Source organism: Robertmurraya sp. DFI.2.37, from assembly GCF_029211245.1.
In the GTDB taxonomy this organism is placed as follows: domain Bacteria; phylum Bacillota; class Bacilli; order Bacillales; family Cytobacillaceae; genus Robertmurraya; species Robertmurraya methanolica_A.
In genome coordinates this window covers 30,139-45,819 of sequence record NZ_JARGEJ010000039.1, presented here as the reverse complement: position 1 = coordinate 45,819, position 15,681 = coordinate 30,139, and the positions used below count along the sequence as shown (strand labels likewise).

The following is a 15,681-nucleotide window of genomic DNA, read 5'->3' as shown; positions in this document are numbered from 1 at the left end:
GATCTCTTTTCAATTTCCCCACCGAAATCACTCCTTTAGCTTTATACTTATGATTCTATCAAATAAAAAACTGTGTGAGTAAGGAATCGTACGCATTCCTCACTTACACAGTTAATATTACACTCCCAAAGAAAAATTGACTGGACTAAGTCCGGTTGAATACCGAATTCAATCCAGTCAATCAGCTGCATAATAAAAACTCTAACTTTTAGGGGTAAGCTCCAGGTTGTTAAACCACGGAGCTTTTTCTGATTCTTATCCAGATTAATCTCTTACTTTAAATTGCTGAACCAACTCATTTAATCTAGTTGCATTCTCTTCCAACAATCTTGCACTATTCGATACTTCTTCCATCGCACTGCTAGACTGCTGTGAAGTTGCCGACACTTGTTCCAAGCCAGCAGCACTTTCTTCTGAAACAGAAGCAATATTTTCAATTGAACTATTAATCGATTGGGTTTGATCAAGTATACCGTACAGCGATGCTGCCATTGATTCGATATTATTTTCCACTTCGCTAATGCTTCCTTGAATCTTCATAAATGTGCTTCCGGTTGAAGAAATTTGAGATGTTCCTTCTTGAACTAACTCATAACCATTATCTAATGATTCAACTACTTGTTTTGATTCATTTTGAATATCTGTAACGATTGAAGTGATATCTGAAACTGAGTTACTAACTTGCTCAGCAAGCTTCCGCACTTCATCTGCCACAACAGCGAACCCTTTCCTTTGCTCACCAGCACGTGCAGCTTCGATAGCTGCGTTCAATGCTAATAAATTCGTTTGGTCAGCAATTTCGCGAATGACATTCACCAGTTGCGTAATTTCGTTTGTTTTGCTATCTAATCCCTTAACCATGGAATTAGACTTCCTCATGCTCTCATTAATTACTGCCATTTTTTGAATCGACTCATCCATTGCATGGCTTCCTTCATTCGTTAAATGAACCATTGAGCCTGCCTTTTCTTTTACCCCTTCTCCTTCAACAACCACTTGCATGATTTCTTGAGCAAAACTATTCATTTTCTCATTTAAGGAGGCTGATGAATTAGCTTGTTCTTCTGCCCCTTTAGATAGTTCCTCCATCGTCGCGGCAATTTGTTGACTACCAGTCTTTACTTCATCAGCATATTGAGTAAGTTCTTCACCTTGACTCGTTACATCCTCTGAAACGTGTCCGATATCAACGATCATATTTCTGACGTTTTCGTTCATCGTATTAACAGCAGTAATTAACTGACCAATTTCATCTTTTAACTTTGTCTTCAGCGGTTCTGCTGGAAGCTCTCCCTTAGCAATAATATTCATCCTATTTACAATTTGTCTGATCGGTTTTGTAATGACCCCAGACGTATACGTAGCAATTGCTAAGCCGATGAGAACGATGGCAATAGAAACAATAATGCCATTCAATTGAATATTCTCACCGAACGTAACAACGCTATTACCATTTTTGATAGCATTGTCTTCTTGTTTCTTGGCAAGATCTTGATATCGCCCTATAAGATTAACCGCAACCGGCTGCGATTTTGTTTCTAAAATTCTCGCTGCTTCATCTCTTAATCCTTTATCATAAGCGACAAACACTTCCTCTTGAATTACTTTGTGCCATTCTTCTGTCATTTCTAGTAATTCTAACACTTCAGCTGATTGATCACTTTTGAGAAGCTGTTCTTTAATATCTTCACTTTGTAAATAGTAATCCGTATAATCCCTTCTATAATTGTTGTCCCTATACAGCATTAAACTGTTCAAAAGGGAAACCCGATGGGCAATATTATACGATAGTTCCTTGCCTGCTATTAGCGTAGGCCAATCATTCGAAAGCATATCTTTCGTTTTTTGATTCATCATAGAAAGCGAGAAATAATTAAAAATGGCTAAGCCTGAGCAAAGTACGATAATTGCCAAAAAACTTAATGTTAGTCTCATGCGAATACTCTTCATATCTGTAAGCGCCTTCTTTCTCTAGTCTAGTTTTTTATATTATTGAGTGATCATGTTCACCCACGAGCTAGCGTATAGTCCTTTAATACTATGTATCGATGTTTATTTTATGAAACTATAGAACTATTATTTTTTTGGTAGAATACCTTAAACCTATCATATATATCAATATACCCATAAGTCAATGCAACCTTTGTCACAAATCGACATTATTTTTTGATAAAATCACTACTCTCTAGCTAATCAAAACAATTTCATAAGACACAATCACTTATTCATAATACTATCAGAAGAACATTTAAACGAAATTAGATCGTATTCGTTGACAAATTATCTTTTCACATATAGGATAATATATTGTCAATTGAATACCTTCGTTAGGTGAGGCTCCTGTGCTGGAGATATGCTGCTGCCCAGAAATATCCAAAGATGCCAATGGGTCAACAGAAACTATCGAATTAAGGTGGTTTTTAATGTAGCTGGAATTTATTCCTATGCCGCACAGTGCTAAAACTCTACGAATGAAGGAAATTTCTATAAAAGTTGTATTTTATTTGCTATTACACCTTCATTCTGTGATGGTGTTTTTTTATTTTTAGGGGGTGGTTAAAAATGGATAGTAGTCCTTATTCGCATAGGTTCATGAACAAGTTTATAAGAGTCAAAAGGATGCATGTCCATTTTAAGCGCTCTCTAGTGTTGCCTTCTATTAAAATGGACTAAAACATCCTAGTCAAGTAGGAGAAGGTGAGAAAAATGGTAAAAGACTATACTCTAAATGAAATGACAATCCAAGTGATTAAATATCTCAAAGATGCAAAGAGAAGTGAATTTAATCGTTTATTAGACGAATTACATCCGTATGATATTGCACGAATCTATGAATTGTTACCTATTAAACATCGAAATCGATTTTTATCCTTTCTAAATATCGCTCAATTGGCAAGCATGCTTCAAGAATTGGACAATGTTCAACAACAAAATGTCTTAAATCATTTAGGCATCGAAAAAGCAGTAAAAGTAATGGATAAAATGGATAACGATGACTTAGTGAACCTCCTTGAAGAGCTATTGCCAGAAAATAAAGATAAATTTTTGGCGAATATGAATAAGGAGGAGTCACAAGTCGTTCAAGATTTAATGAACTATTCTCCCGAAACCGCAGGGAGACTTATGACGAATCGATATGTCTGGATCCCCCAACACTATACTGTTAAAGACGTGATGGATAAACTAAGGGAATATGCAGAAATTGCCGAAAGCATCAACTATTTATATGTCATTAATAATAAGAAACAACTAATTGGTGTTATTTCCTATCGTGACCTTATTTTATCCGAGCCTAAAGAACAAGTTGAAACGATTATGTATGAGCGGGTCATCTCAGTGACAGTCGATACAGACCAAGAGAGAGCTGCTCAGATTATTCAAAGATACGATTTTTTAGCTCTGCCTGTTGTGAATCATGATAATGTTTTAGTTGGGATTCTGACCGTAGATGACATGATCGATGTCTTAATCCAAGAGGCATCGGAAGACATTGAGAAGTTGTCTGCATCAGGAAAAGATATTGACTTTGATACAAAAGCTCCAGTAGCTGCATACCGTAGACTGCCTTGGCTGATCTTGCTATTGTTTATCGGGTTAATCTCCGGGACCATTGTCAGTACTTTTGAGGAAACACTTCAAAAAGTTGTCGCGTTAGCATTCTTCATGCCAATGATTGCGGGAATGACAGGAAATACAGGAACACAATCTTTAGCTGTCGTCGTTAGAGGGCTTACTTCAAGAGATATAAATAAAAAAGTTGTAATGAAGCTTATTTTCAGAGAACTTCTTGTTGGAATTATGATTGGACTTACATGCGGGATATTTATATCGATCATCGCTTATATTTGGCAAGGAAGTTCCATATTGGGGCTTGTTATAGGTAGTACGCTCGTCATCACTCTTATTATCGGAACTTTAGCAGGAACCATTATTCCACTAATTCTACACCAATTTAAAATTGATCCTGCTGTAGCATCTGGACCGCTCATTACAACCTTAAATGACGTACTATCCTTATTAATCTATTTTGGAATAGCATCCATATTCATATCTCATTTAATGTAGCGCAATCCCCTTATTTAAGACATGCTAATTTTTAATCGGAACAAAAGGCGGGTAACTCCTGCTGAAAACAGTGCTAGGCGAGACTTGTGGAAACGTAATATGCCCCCCAGCTCACAGTCAGCCATGTAAAAAGGTTGTCTCAAAAGACATGCTTTTGGGACAACCTTTTTTCTAGTTAAATATATATCTAAGATTATTATTGAGGAATTACCATGATGCCTAGCGCCACTAAAATATTGGCAATAATCCCTACAGCGATGGCACCTAAAGGACCTACTGCCATACGAACAATCGGTCTTCCTGCTACTTCATTCAATAGATAGAAGCCTGCAATAAAGAAGAAACCGAACCCTGGAGCAATCATGTTTGAAGCGTTCGCACCACCTATGAGCAATGCCACTTCTAACAGTTTCGTCATCGCGTTACGAATACTCTCTCCTGAGTTTCTAACGCCTGGATACTTGTCTAAAAATCTAGCAATATAGCTTAATAGCATAACTTCGCCAAAAATGATGATAGCTCCGATTATAACCGCTAACCACACATTAGGAGAGAATAAACCGACGACAAATACTAACGTAAAGCCAACGGGACTGTATACTCCAGTCGCAATAGCAGTACTGGCTACTAATGGGATAAAGCCAATAGCTCTTGCAGCCGCAGCAATACCCGCATCTGTTTGTTTTCCTTCTGCCAGTAGATTTAGAGAAATCGGGTCACCAGCCATTAGTAAAAGATTTGTCGCTCCGGCAATTAGGCCGCCAATTATCATAAAGAATGCAACGTTTTTCTTAATAGACTTTACTTTGTCACTAAACACGGAAGCTAAATCAATACTCGCACCGTCTGCCGCTTTTTCTTTCATTGCATAAGTAAATAAGAAAATCATTCCAATAATTAAAGCCATACCCTCTTGGTTTAATGTGACTACATTGTCTCCAATTTTTAAAAACTCACTCGTATTCATCCATACCGCTAACTGTCTAACTAAAGCGGATACAATAAAAGTTAAAACCCCTTTTTTAATACCAAATTGCATGGCAACTGCTAAAGCCGGGAAGGCCATAAACGTAACAACGACCGGTGTTCCTACTTCACCAAGCGGAGTTAAAAAGTTCACCGGCAAATGATCAAACAGTTTCACAAAGCCTTCTAAACCAGCGATAAGTCCCCAGCCATATAATGCACCAATTAAAGCTGCAACGGGCGTACCCCACTTATTCTTTGGTGTGAGCATTCCAATAATATCAGTACCAAGTAAAATACTATGAATTAAAATAATACTTGCTGATAACGTAAATGGAATACCGAAACCGATTACTAGTCCAAAGCTCATCGCAAATGCGGTTAAGCCTAATTCTCTTCGTTTAAGTCTTCCTTCAATATGCTCAGATACAATCGGCCTTAAACCATCATTAAAAACAGCGATATTGCGATTAGATAAAACAGCAGCAACCGCACCAATCAAAACGACAAATAATGTTTCCATCTCTCATTTTCCCCCAATCTTTATCTATCATGAATGTGATTTTAATGCCTTAATAATCATCGGTACTGCCACTTCAACGTGATCACCAGTAAATCCAAACGCTTTCTTTCCACTTTTTACGGCTTCGACGACTTTTTCTTCACTTGGCTTTTTACCTGGCATCGAAACGGTTTCACATTTGTCTCTTCCAATTAAGGCAATCGCCATCGCTAAAGCACCACCTCCGCCAGTATGGCATGCTCCAAAATAGTAATCAGCCTGATTAGTTTTCATAACCATTGCCGCTTCTAAGTCCGATTTAACAACCGTTTCAATCGTCGGATCTAATTCTTGAATAAGCGTTTCAATTTGTTTCTTTTCTACTTGCCCACCAATCACAATTTTCATTTCAATTTCCTCCTCAATGATTTAAATTCAATACAGTTGTATAGTGCATATAAAGATAGTTTTTCTCTTCTTCAGGTATAGGCTTTCCCCAGTTTGTTTCTATAAATTCAACTTGAGCTTTAGCAATCGGGAACTGTTCAGATTGAAAGATCTCTTTCATAATTTCAGGACTAGGACCTTCAACCACCTTTCCCTCCGTGCTGCGTTCGAGTGCCATTGGTAAATGGGTAAATAACATTTCAGCCTGTTCAATATCCTCTCTATTTAACTCTCCAAGTAATTCTTTAAAGGCAAGAAAAGCAAGATCATGCGCTTTAGCTGAAATTACATTTTGCTCCAATAGAATCTTCAATCTCACATTATATTCTTCCAAATTCATTTTCCTCTTTCTCCCTTCAAAAAAATTACTGTAAATCTAAGCCCGTAAACTGAGTACCTTCAATAATATAACGTTTCCAAATTTCAGGCATGGCAATAACTTTTTCCAGCTTTGCTGCCAACTCAAGCGCTTCTGCCCCAGCATCCAACCCTTTCTTTGCAATTATGACTAAGCCTGTGGCCAGTGTCTCAATAGGGACGGTAACTGCTGTTGCTTCACACATATTCGCAGCTCTTAGCAAATATTTACCATGTCCTCTTGTAAGTCCTTGACCCGGCTCTGCGAAAAAATGCGGAATGGTCTCTCCATAACCGTATAGATCAACTGGCCCTTCACAAGTAACAATTAAGTCTGCACCCTTTTGCTCAAAGGCTTCACGAATCGCTTTAATTCCTTGTTCACGATTATCTATAGCATCCATTGCAAGCTCTTCAACAATATATGGATTATGTTGTACTTTTGAAAGATAGCGCATCACTTTTTCGTACATGTCTTGACCGTCTGGACAAATGATTGTACCTTTCTTTGGAACCACCACTTTAACAGCATGATTCATTTTTTGTTCAAGTCTTGCTCCAACAATGCATTCCATCACTTCTTTTAATGTATCTATATTTTTTCCAATCACTCCAATACTGCCAGTAAACGTAAGTCCATCTGTCGATTTTTTTTCATTTTTCACCAATAGGCCAAATCCTGCACCAATGATTGAGGATAATTGACAGCTGAGGGCTGGTGCCAACACAGAACCGCCTCCGTCTGTACCGACAGCAAAATCAGTAATTCCTTTGACGATATTAATAGGACCTCCACTTGTCGAACCTGTCATCGCACGATAGGTGAGAGGATTTAGTAAATCCGTGTCAATCGCTCTGCCACGGTTGGAAGCCTTGTCCACCGTCAACCACAAATAATTTGGGCTATTTCTAAGTCTGTTAATTATGGGCTCTGGTATTTGATTTGTATCTTTTAATCCAAAAAATAATGGATTTTGATCTTTCGTCTCGCTTTCTTCTTGGAGTTTGGGATTGATATAGACAACCGATCTTCCGATTTCCCTTTTAGCGAGAGCTAATTTATTTCGTAATTCCGACACCAAACTTCACCCACTATCTATATCTAAATGTTTTCTTATACAATATATTGTATATTGTAATTATAGCGTTCTCATTTCTTAAGTTCAATGAGAGTTCAAAATATTTTCAAATTTCTCTAATTCCTTAACAAACGAGTTCATTCTGCACATTTAATCTTTTCAACGCTGCTTTGTCGGCAATTAGCACAACCTCGGGATGACTTTTCAAAATCGAAGCCGGAAAATCCTCTGATATATTCCCATTTACTAATCGTTCCACCGCTTCTGATTTCTCCTCACCCGAAACTAATAGAATGAGTCTTTTACTTTCCAAAATCGTTTCGATCCCCATCGTGATCGCCATACGGGGAACATCATCTAGCTTCTGGAAATAACGTGAGTTTGCTTTTCTCGTCGAGTCGGTTAAAGACACGAGATGCGTTCTACTGGAAAAGGATGTACCAGGTTCATTAAAACCGATGTGACCGTTCAACCCTAAGCCCAAAACTTGAACATCAATTTCCTTTATTTTCGCTTCATAGCGTTTACATTCCTCTTCCAAATCATCTGCTAATCCATTGGGAATATGCACGTTATTACGGTTAATATCGATATGGTCAAACAAATGATTATTCATGAAATAACGATAGCTATTTTTATCCGTATGAGGAAGTCCTACATATTCATCCAAATTAAAGGTTGTTACATCTTTAAAGGATACTTTCCCCTGCTTGTTTAGTTGAATTAACTTTTGATAAAGACCTTCCGGTGTTGCGCCTGTGGCAAGACCCAAGGTTGAATTAGGAGCTTGATTTATTTGTTTGGCGATTATCGTCGCTGCTCTTTCGCTCATTTCATCATAGTCATTTACATAAATAATCTTCACCATGATTCTCCTTTCATAAGTGATCACCACCGGCAAAGGTATCGTTTATTTCGTTGCCCTTTGAATCATAAATCCCTATCAATTCAGGATTTGTTGAAAGATTTTTTAGCACAGCAACCTGCGCGTTTGTCACAAAAATCTGAGTTCGAAAAGCATAGAGCACAGTATCACCAATAGCGGCCTTATTAATGTCTAAAACCCCATAATAGTCGATATTGGCCGGATCATTCTCAATAGTAGATACATATTTTAAGTTATCTTTAGTTGATCCTATCAATGCACCTTGCATTCTGGATCTAGGGTAAAATCCCCCTCCAAATACGTATGCCTTATCATTATAGAAATGAGACACTTCAGAGACATAAATCATAGCCGGTTTTTCAGCAAGATCTTTAACCGCATGCAACGGGGTCGTTCCGGTTAATGCGTGCCCTGGTTCTCCTTGTGTCGCCCCCCTGCTTTTCAATAATTCTAATGTCGCTGTTGAGGTAGCACTTGGCATATTCATCTCAAGCTTTTCAAACCCTCTCCCTTTTAAAAATTCTTTCGCTTTAGACATTGATTCTACATTTGATGTAGTTTCAGGAGTCCCCCCATTTATAAGTAAACACGGAAAACTCGTCAATCCTGCAATTTCGATCCCCTTTAATTGTTCTAGCTTGCTTATTTGCCCTGTTAATTGCTCGTACGTAAAGCCGCCCTCCTGACTGTTGTAAAGATAATCCTCTTTATTGGCTATACGCAAGAATATTTTTTGCCGTCTCCCCATACTTTCTGCGGCATCACTAATGTTTTTCGCATTTTCATAACTAAAAACAGTAACAAAATCTGGTTGAAGCATTAGTATCTGGGCAATCATATTTTTCGGGATCTGAACAAGATGTCCTACATGTCCAATTTCAATTCCATGTCGACTTAATGAGATTGCTTCCCATGGATCGACTGCAACAGCCTTTTTAATACCTGCCTCTACAATTGCTTTTGAAATGACTGGATTGCGGCCAATTTGCTTCGTCATAAAATAAAGTTCAATATCCAGTTTTTTGGCCTTTTGAGCAATCGCTTTGCTATTATTTATTATCATATCGAGATCGACAACATATGTGTTCGGAGAGATTAAGCCTTTTTGATGAAGCTCCACAGCAATTTCTATTAATTTCTGATTTCTTCTTTGGACCACTTCTAAAAACAAGCCTCTCACTCCTTTCTTTGCTGTTCTATTAATGGGAGAAATGATGTTCCATTTTCAATATTTGCTAACTTCAAATAATCGGCTGCTGTCGCAGCAATATCCGATAATGTTTCTCGCTCTCCCAAATGTACTGGCTTCCATTGTTTATGGTATGCTAGCAAATATGTTTTTTCCCGTGTATGCTGATTATGGCCAATGGTTGGATCATTTCCATGATCAGCGCTCATGATAAGCAAATCATCTGCTCGCATCTTTGTAAGCACTTTAGGTAAATAACTATCAACTACCTCGATTCGATTTGCGTAGCGCTCTGGATTTTGCGCATGTCCAGCGAGATCAGTCTCCTGAACGGTCGCGGCAATTACGCCTTTTTCAATTTCATCCATTTCAGTCAAAACATCCTGCATTACCTGCTCTGTGTCCACTCCAGGAGATTTTTTTGCCCCCTCGCAATAGATAACATCCTGCATTTTCCCGACAAGGGCCACTTGTAGTCCGGCTTTGATGGCTAAAGTAGGCAATTGATGCTCTGGATTAATCCCAAAACCTAAATGACGCACTTGATAACCTTTCTGATAGACGTTTGATTTAGGAGAGTTCACTCCAATCAAACCATCTGCTCGCTTTTCGACAGAATTCTGCAAATGCTGTGGAGTAACATTTTCCCCACCTAGAGCAATGACTCGATTGACTTTTACATGCTCTCTTACACATTGGCCAATCTTCAGTACTTCATTAAATGTGATGTAATCTAGTGGAGCACTTACATTATAAATTTGGCCGTAATCTGTCTCAATATTATCTGCGATAATTACCAGATCATTTACCAATAAATACGGAAGATCCGGCTTTGGAATGGAAACTCTGTAGCCTTCCTTCTCCAATCCTTGTTTTACTTTCTCCATATTCTCGATAAATGGAGCTAAGTACGCCTTTTTCGGCTTCGTCCCCATAATCTCATTATGGCCCTCAAAACTATCCGCACCATGGTGCATTAAGTTACACACACCATAGCTTGCCATATGCTCATAATTTTTCAAATTAGGATGGTTCAAAATTTTATTAATGCCTAACTGTTCAAATGTAGGGATCGTTATGGATGGCACCGCATCGAGAACATGCGCAAAAGTATTCGCCCCTACATCCTGTGGATGATAGTCCTTGGCATCCTCCATAAATCCTACACCTAAGCTGTCTAATATTAAAATGATGACTCTTCGGTTCATTTGACCTTCCTCCAAGGTGAAAAGTTAGTGACTCTCTTTGACATGTTGAATGGATGTCCGCAATATTCTAATAATCGTTTCCACCCCACTTCTTAATGGATTAATGCGAATCATCCTTTTTGCAAGTGAAGGCTCTGCAGAAAGAAAAGTTCCTGATACTCGATAAAACATGGGCGCGATTTCATATTTAGATTCCGCTCCAACAGGGTTAGGAGCTGCCCCTAATTCATTTGCTTGCTTCAAAACTTCCTCAGCGATCGGCTCATCAAGTTCTACCAATAATACTTTTGATTGCGCATTGGCAAGATAAGCTTTCTTCACTCCTGCGACCTCGCCATTATTTAGAAGTGTTACCAACTCTTCATTAACATTCGCTTGAATGGCTAACATAACAGGTGCATACACGAGTCCACGCAATGCCTCCAATGCTTCATAGCCTTGAACTTGACTACCACCTGAATAGTTTAGTTTTTCGATTTGATTAATGAAGCATTCTTTACCAAGAATTAACCCGATTCCTTCTGGTCCAAGCAGTTTAAATAGTGAAAAGGTTGCCAAGTCCGCACCTGCTTGCGTACCAATCTTCTCTACCTTCATCGCTGCATAATTATCATCTGTAATAATGGTTAAATTTGGACTGATTGAACGTATTACCTCGATCGTTTCAGTTAAGTCATAATGATCATCCATCTTTTGACGTGTGTGCTGGATCAATACTCCTTTTAAATCAGGATGACGCTCCACCATATTTTTTATTTGCTCATGGTGATGAAAATCGGTTTGCACCGCTTGAACACCCATAAATTCCAGCGTCGTCTTACTTGTTGGATAGATTGGTGCATCATGGACCAGAAGCTTGTCCCCTGGCCTTAGAAAACTCATAAATCCAAAACGTAGTGCCCCGGTACCAGCCCCGCGCACGAGCATTGCTTTCTCAGCACCAAAATACTCAGCCAATACTTCTTCTACTCTTTTTGTAAAACGCGGCTTATTAATTCCTTTCACTACACCTAGATCGCCTAATGTTAACAGCTCTTCCCCACGAAAATGTCTTGTCATGATATCAACTAGCTTAAACTGTCTTCTCATTGCCTCTTCTAGAGAAATACTATCTAATGGATATGTGTCCATTTATTTCACCTTAACCTTCCATGAATGCTATTGGATTCTTGATTAGCATTTTCTCGATTGAATGATCTGTAAGCCCTGTTTGTTGCAAACGTGGAATAAAATGATCTAATAAAAAGGAGTAACCTAATCCACCTTGATATTCTAAATGGGATTTTCGAGTAATATCCATCGATAATAGTACTCTATCGATATATCCTAAATCTTGTAGTTTTTTAAGAATGTCTGCACGTACCTGATCCGGCATGTAATTTTCTTTCCCGATCGTGTCAAATTCAACGTATGCACCTTCTTTAATAATCTTCAAGATATAATCAAAATCTCCTGTTAAATCAACATGTCCGATAATTACTCGATTTAAATCAACACCATGTTTCTTAAAAAATTCAACCTGCTCATGTCCGAGCGTTCCTAATGAAGTATGCGTAGTAATTGGTTTATTGGTTTCCTTATGGACCATAACGACTGCCTCAAATACCTTTTTCTCAGCTTCAGTCCAATTATTATAGCTTGTACCAATCTCCCCGATAATTTCTGCTTTTTCTTCCGTTCCTTTTATACCTTCACGAATTTCCCTCAACATTCTTTCTGCCAGCTGTTCTTTTGATTCACGAAAGACTTGGATAGGATAAAATTTATCCTGATAGAAGCCTGTTGCATAAATGATATTGATCCCTGATTCTTCTGCTACTTTTTGAACAAATGGGATATTTCTTCCCATACCAAAGTTCGTGACATCAACAATATTACGTACACCTTTATCATATAGCTTCTTATATTCCTTCACTGTTTCAGAAAAGACGTCTAATTGACAATCTTCATTACATTTTAATTCGGATAAGTCAATCGTTGTGTGCTCATGCATATAAGTAATCCCATGCTTCAACATCAAATCACATCCCTTTACTTTATTGGATGAAAAGGCAAAACTCTATTTTTATTAACAGCAAAATAACTGATTTTTAACTCATTTTCGCTCTGATACAATGAAAATTAATTTGCAGATAGCTTTAGAGGTTTCTCATGAAATGAGCTAAAAATTAATAGCTTGGCAATCTTTCTCCAGACTCAACGCTTCCTTGGATCTCTAAAATCTTTTGGATTTCTACCGCATTCCATTTGGTTAATATTTCTGCTTCACGCTCCCCATCGATGACAATGACTGCCTCTGATGTCCCTTCTGAAATTTCCTTGGCAACAGGGGATTCAAAATCTATGGAGTTGAAAGAAGTGCTCATTCTACGATCATCCACATTCCAGACTGCCGCATCAATACTTTTGGAATGGAGCATATCAAATATTTGCATATAATTAATATTTACGAACTCAACATTTCGTCCTTCAAACTCAGCAAAGGTCAGACTCTTTTGATCGAGAGAATCTAAATCGACCCCAATTCTCATCCCATCCTTTACATTCTTGATTGCCGGATCTGATAAAAAAACTTTATGAACAGAAACATAGCTGTTTTTCCCTAGTTTCTTCATAATTTTTAAATTAGGATAATCAACCAATACTTTTTCAGCCGTCACTTTAGAGACAATCGCAAAATCACTTCTTTTTGTGCGAACGGTCTCAATACGATTAAGCCCACCACGCATATAAGTTAAATATAATTTTTTTCCTACTGACTCAAATGCTTCAATAATGCCAGTAGCCAATCCTTCATATTTTCTTGAGTATGGCAATGGCATCGAACCAATTAAAGGTGATATCCCAGCGATTTCACGCAGCAAATCATTATCTTTCCTCATTAAAAAAGTACCTAAATGTCCTCTTGGTTCTAACTTAATAGCCTTCATCTCTTCCAACAAACTCAGGGCACTCTGTACGGTTCCTCTGCCAAAGTTCAATTTCTCACTGTAATCAGCAACTCGAGGGATTTTTTCACCAGTTTCAAGCTCTATTAATTCTTGAGCAATAATTTTTGCAGCTAATCCATTTTTCGAATACAACTTCTCCCACATTTACATCGACTCCATAAACAATATACTATATTTTGTATATTATAATTATAAACGCTTTCATCAAATTTTTCAATAGCTTGATTTATCCTTTAATATACTCGCTCTTTTCTCTATTTTATTGCATTATAAATAATATACTAGTAAGAAGAGAGGACATTATAATGACAAAGTTCATTGAACTAGAAGATGAAGCCATTTTGTATTATGTTTATAATTTAAACTGGTTATTACCAAAGGAAATTCAGGAAGAAGCGATTGAAATTTTATCGAAAATAGATCCTAACAAAGCTGACATGATCCTCCCTAAATACGGAAAGGAGTGCTGGCAGAACGGAGTACGAGTGTTGGAAATCATGGGGTATCCATCTAATAAAAAAGCACTTCCCCGCTTGGCAGCACTTCTACAAGACAGAAATTGGCCCGGTGCCCTTGAAGCAATTGAATTATTTCGTTCTCTAGGAAAAGCCATTACGTTGCCATATATTGAAAAGGCATGTTCAGAGGCAATAGAACAAAATGATCTTGATTGGCTAGAACATCTCTTTTTTGCTTGTGAAGTCTTGATTATCATGAAGAAGACTTTTCTAATCCCGAGGTATATGTTTTTATGAAAAAAAGCGCACAATCATTACATTAAGATCATACAGCAATTTTAAATGATGATCACATAATTTTCTCTCCTTTGCGAAAGCTATGATGTAGATGTAGGAAGGAGTGGGAATGAATGTTGCTATCATTTATGCGAATTTTTCTATTTTCTTCTTGGGCCAGCTTATTCTTTATTCCAAGAAAATCCCTTAAACGCTTTTTACCCGTTTCAATTCTTGCCTCTTTATTAACACTGATTATTGTTTTTGTTGGTACCCACTACGACTTTTGGAAATTTAAAGGTGGTTCAAAAACAAAAATTATCACTTTATTATCGATTGTTCTTGGGGCATTCCCAGTTGGAGCATTTTGGATCTTTAGATTTACTTTCGGAAAATTTTGGCTATACATACTAACAAATTTAATTCAAAATTTAATTTATGCCTTTCCCATTATTACCTTTTTCGAAAAAATAAACTTTATCAAATATGTTAGATTTACGCGTTTTCACCATCTGCTCGTGTCCATGACCATCTCCCTCATTTTGTATGGCTTCCAATTATTAATTGGAGATTCAAACTCAGAATGATTGAATTAAGAAGCACTTTTGATCGCGAGTGCTTCTTTGTTATTTTTCCATAAAATATATTGCCAGGAAACAATCCATTGTGTCCTCTTCTTATTTTGTATAAAAAGAGACACCATCCTACTTGGAATAGCGTCTCTTTTGCTAAACAAATTATGCTTTTTAATTTTAACCCCGTTATTTAGTTTTAACTGGAATCCATAATTCTACTTCGGAATCAAGTGGATTTCCATTCAGTAAAACTTCAGCAATGGCTTCTCCATGAAGTTCATATGGAAATTCTTCGTTAAAAATTTCGTTAAATGCTTGATCTTCAAGTCTATCAAAAGCCAATCGAGATAGTCCTCCTTTTCCTGAAAGAACAAGATAGTCTCCTTCTCTAAACAAAACCTCCTCTGTATCATCTTTTACTGGTTGTGATGTTAATACGCCAGCATAGTAAAAAGTATTTTTTCCATCCGATTTTACTACAGCATAGCCATTTTTACTCTCAGAAATAGGTTGAAGAGATGCCATTTTTCCACTTTGAACCACACTCTTGAAGAATTCTGTTTTTTGATCAGAAAATCCGTCCGAGTGAATGAATGATGCTCCCTCAAGTTTTGTCTTAAATCCTACGAAACGAAATGAGTCTTTTTTTTCGACTTTGAAATTGTCCATGAACAATTCCTCCCTCTAATGTATTTAATGACCGTTTTAATATAGCATTCCAT

At 37.5% G+C, this 15,681-nt stretch carries 15 protein-coding genes and 1 riboswitch; of the genes, 3 read left to right on the top strand and 12 right to left on the bottom strand.

The genetic code is table 11. The features are described from left to right. Positions 1–264: 264 nt before the first annotated feature. Positions 265–1,935, bottom strand: coding sequence for a methyl-accepting chemotaxis protein (locus PZE06_RS18055; protein WP_275791743.1), 1,671 nt, complete (start codon positions 1,933–1,935; stop codon positions 265–267). A gap of 381 nt (positions 1,936–2,316) precedes the next feature. Then, a riboswitch (M-box (ykoK) riboswitch) is annotated at positions 2,317–2,483 on the top strand. 223 nt (positions 2,484–2,706) lie between these two features. Here PZE06_RS18055 and mgtE point away from each other — a divergent pair. Then, entirely contained in the window at positions 2,707–4,065 is a 1,359-nt protein-coding gene (gene mgtE, locus PZE06_RS18050) for a magnesium transporter (protein WP_275791742.1), read from the top strand. A 196-nt stretch (positions 4,066–4,261) separates the two neighbouring features. On the opposite strand, the gene PZE06_RS18045 is transcribed toward mgtE, so the two are convergent. The 10 genes from PZE06_RS18045 to yhfZ form a co-directional block, all read right to left on the bottom strand. After that, positions 4,262–5,554 carry a YhfT family protein gene (locus tag PZE06_RS18045; protein ID WP_275791741.1) on the bottom strand — a complete coding sequence of 431 codons (1,293 nt, stop codon included), beginning with the start codon at positions 5,552–5,554 and terminating at the stop codon, positions 4,262–4,264. 27 nt (positions 5,555–5,581) lie between these two features. Then, positions 5,582–5,941, bottom strand: a complete 360-nt coding sequence (locus PZE06_RS18040) for a DUF2620 domain-containing protein (RefSeq protein ID WP_275791740.1) — start codon at positions 5,939–5,941, stop codon at positions 5,582–5,584. A gap of 13 nt (positions 5,942–5,954) precedes the next feature. Further along, positions 5,955–6,320, bottom strand: a complete 366-nt coding sequence (locus PZE06_RS18035; RefSeq protein ID WP_275791739.1) for a PRD domain-containing protein — start codon at positions 6,318–6,320, stop codon at positions 5,955–5,957. Positions 6,321–6,345: 25 nt separating this feature from the next. Beyond that, positions 6,346–7,416 carry a hypothetical protein gene (locus tag PZE06_RS18030; protein WP_275791738.1) on the bottom strand — a complete coding sequence of 357 codons (1,071 nt, stop codon included), beginning with the start codon at positions 7,414–7,416 and terminating at the stop codon, positions 6,346–6,348. A 124-nt stretch (positions 7,417–7,540) separates the two neighbouring features. Next, the gene (gene nagB, locus PZE06_RS18025; RefSeq protein ID WP_275791737.1) at positions 7,541–8,281 is read right to left on the bottom strand and encodes a glucosamine-6-phosphate deaminase; all 741 of its coding nucleotides are present in this window, start codon (positions 8,279–8,281) and stop codon (positions 7,541–7,543) included. Between the two features lie 13 nt (positions 8,282–8,294). Then, on the bottom strand, positions 8,295–9,473 hold the full coding sequence (locus tag PZE06_RS18020) for a YhfX family PLP-dependent enzyme (RefSeq protein WP_275791736.1): 1,179 nt from the start codon (positions 9,471–9,473) through the stop codon (positions 8,295–8,297). Between the two features lie 5 nt (positions 9,474–9,478). Next, complete coding sequence (locus PZE06_RS18015) at positions 9,479–10,699, bottom strand: phosphopentomutase (protein WP_275791735.1); 1,221 nt, start codon at positions 10,697–10,699, stop codon at positions 9,479–9,481. 24 nt (positions 10,700–10,723) lie between these two features. Then, complete coding sequence (locus PZE06_RS18010; RefSeq protein ID WP_275791734.1) at positions 10,724–11,830, bottom strand: aminotransferase class V-fold PLP-dependent enzyme; 1,107 nt, start codon at positions 11,828–11,830, stop codon at positions 10,724–10,726. Positions 11,831–11,840: 10 nt separating this feature from the next. Further along, entirely contained in the window at positions 11,841–12,716 is an 876-nt protein-coding gene (locus PZE06_RS18005) for a phosphotriesterase family protein (protein WP_275791733.1), read from the bottom strand. 151 nt (positions 12,717–12,867) lie between these two features. Further along, entirely contained in the window at positions 12,868–13,794 is a 927-nt protein-coding gene (gene yhfZ / locus PZE06_RS18000) for a GntR family transcriptional regulator YhfZ (protein WP_275791732.1), read from the bottom strand. A gap of 161 nt (positions 13,795–13,955) precedes the next feature. Here yhfZ and PZE06_RS17995 point away from each other — a divergent pair, with 161 nt between their 5' ends. Both PZE06_RS17995 and PZE06_RS17990 read left to right on the top strand, forming a co-directional pair. Next, complete coding sequence (locus PZE06_RS17995) at positions 13,956–14,405, top strand: hypothetical protein (RefSeq protein ID WP_275791731.1); 450 nt, start codon at positions 13,956–13,958, stop codon at positions 14,403–14,405. Positions 14,406–14,518: 113 nt separating this feature from the next. Continuing rightward, positions 14,519–14,971 (top strand): hypothetical protein, encoded by a 453-nt coding sequence (locus PZE06_RS17990; protein ID WP_275791730.1) that lies wholly within the window; start codon positions 14,519–14,521, stop codon positions 14,969–14,971. Between the two features lie 174 nt (positions 14,972–15,145). Here PZE06_RS17990 and PZE06_RS17985 read toward each other — a convergent pair whose 3' ends face one another. After that, a complete protein-coding gene (locus PZE06_RS17985; protein WP_275791729.1) occupies positions 15,146–15,628 on the bottom strand; it encodes a GyrI-like domain-containing protein in 483 nt (160 codons plus the stop codon). Positions 15,629–15,681: the final 53 nt, after the last annotated feature.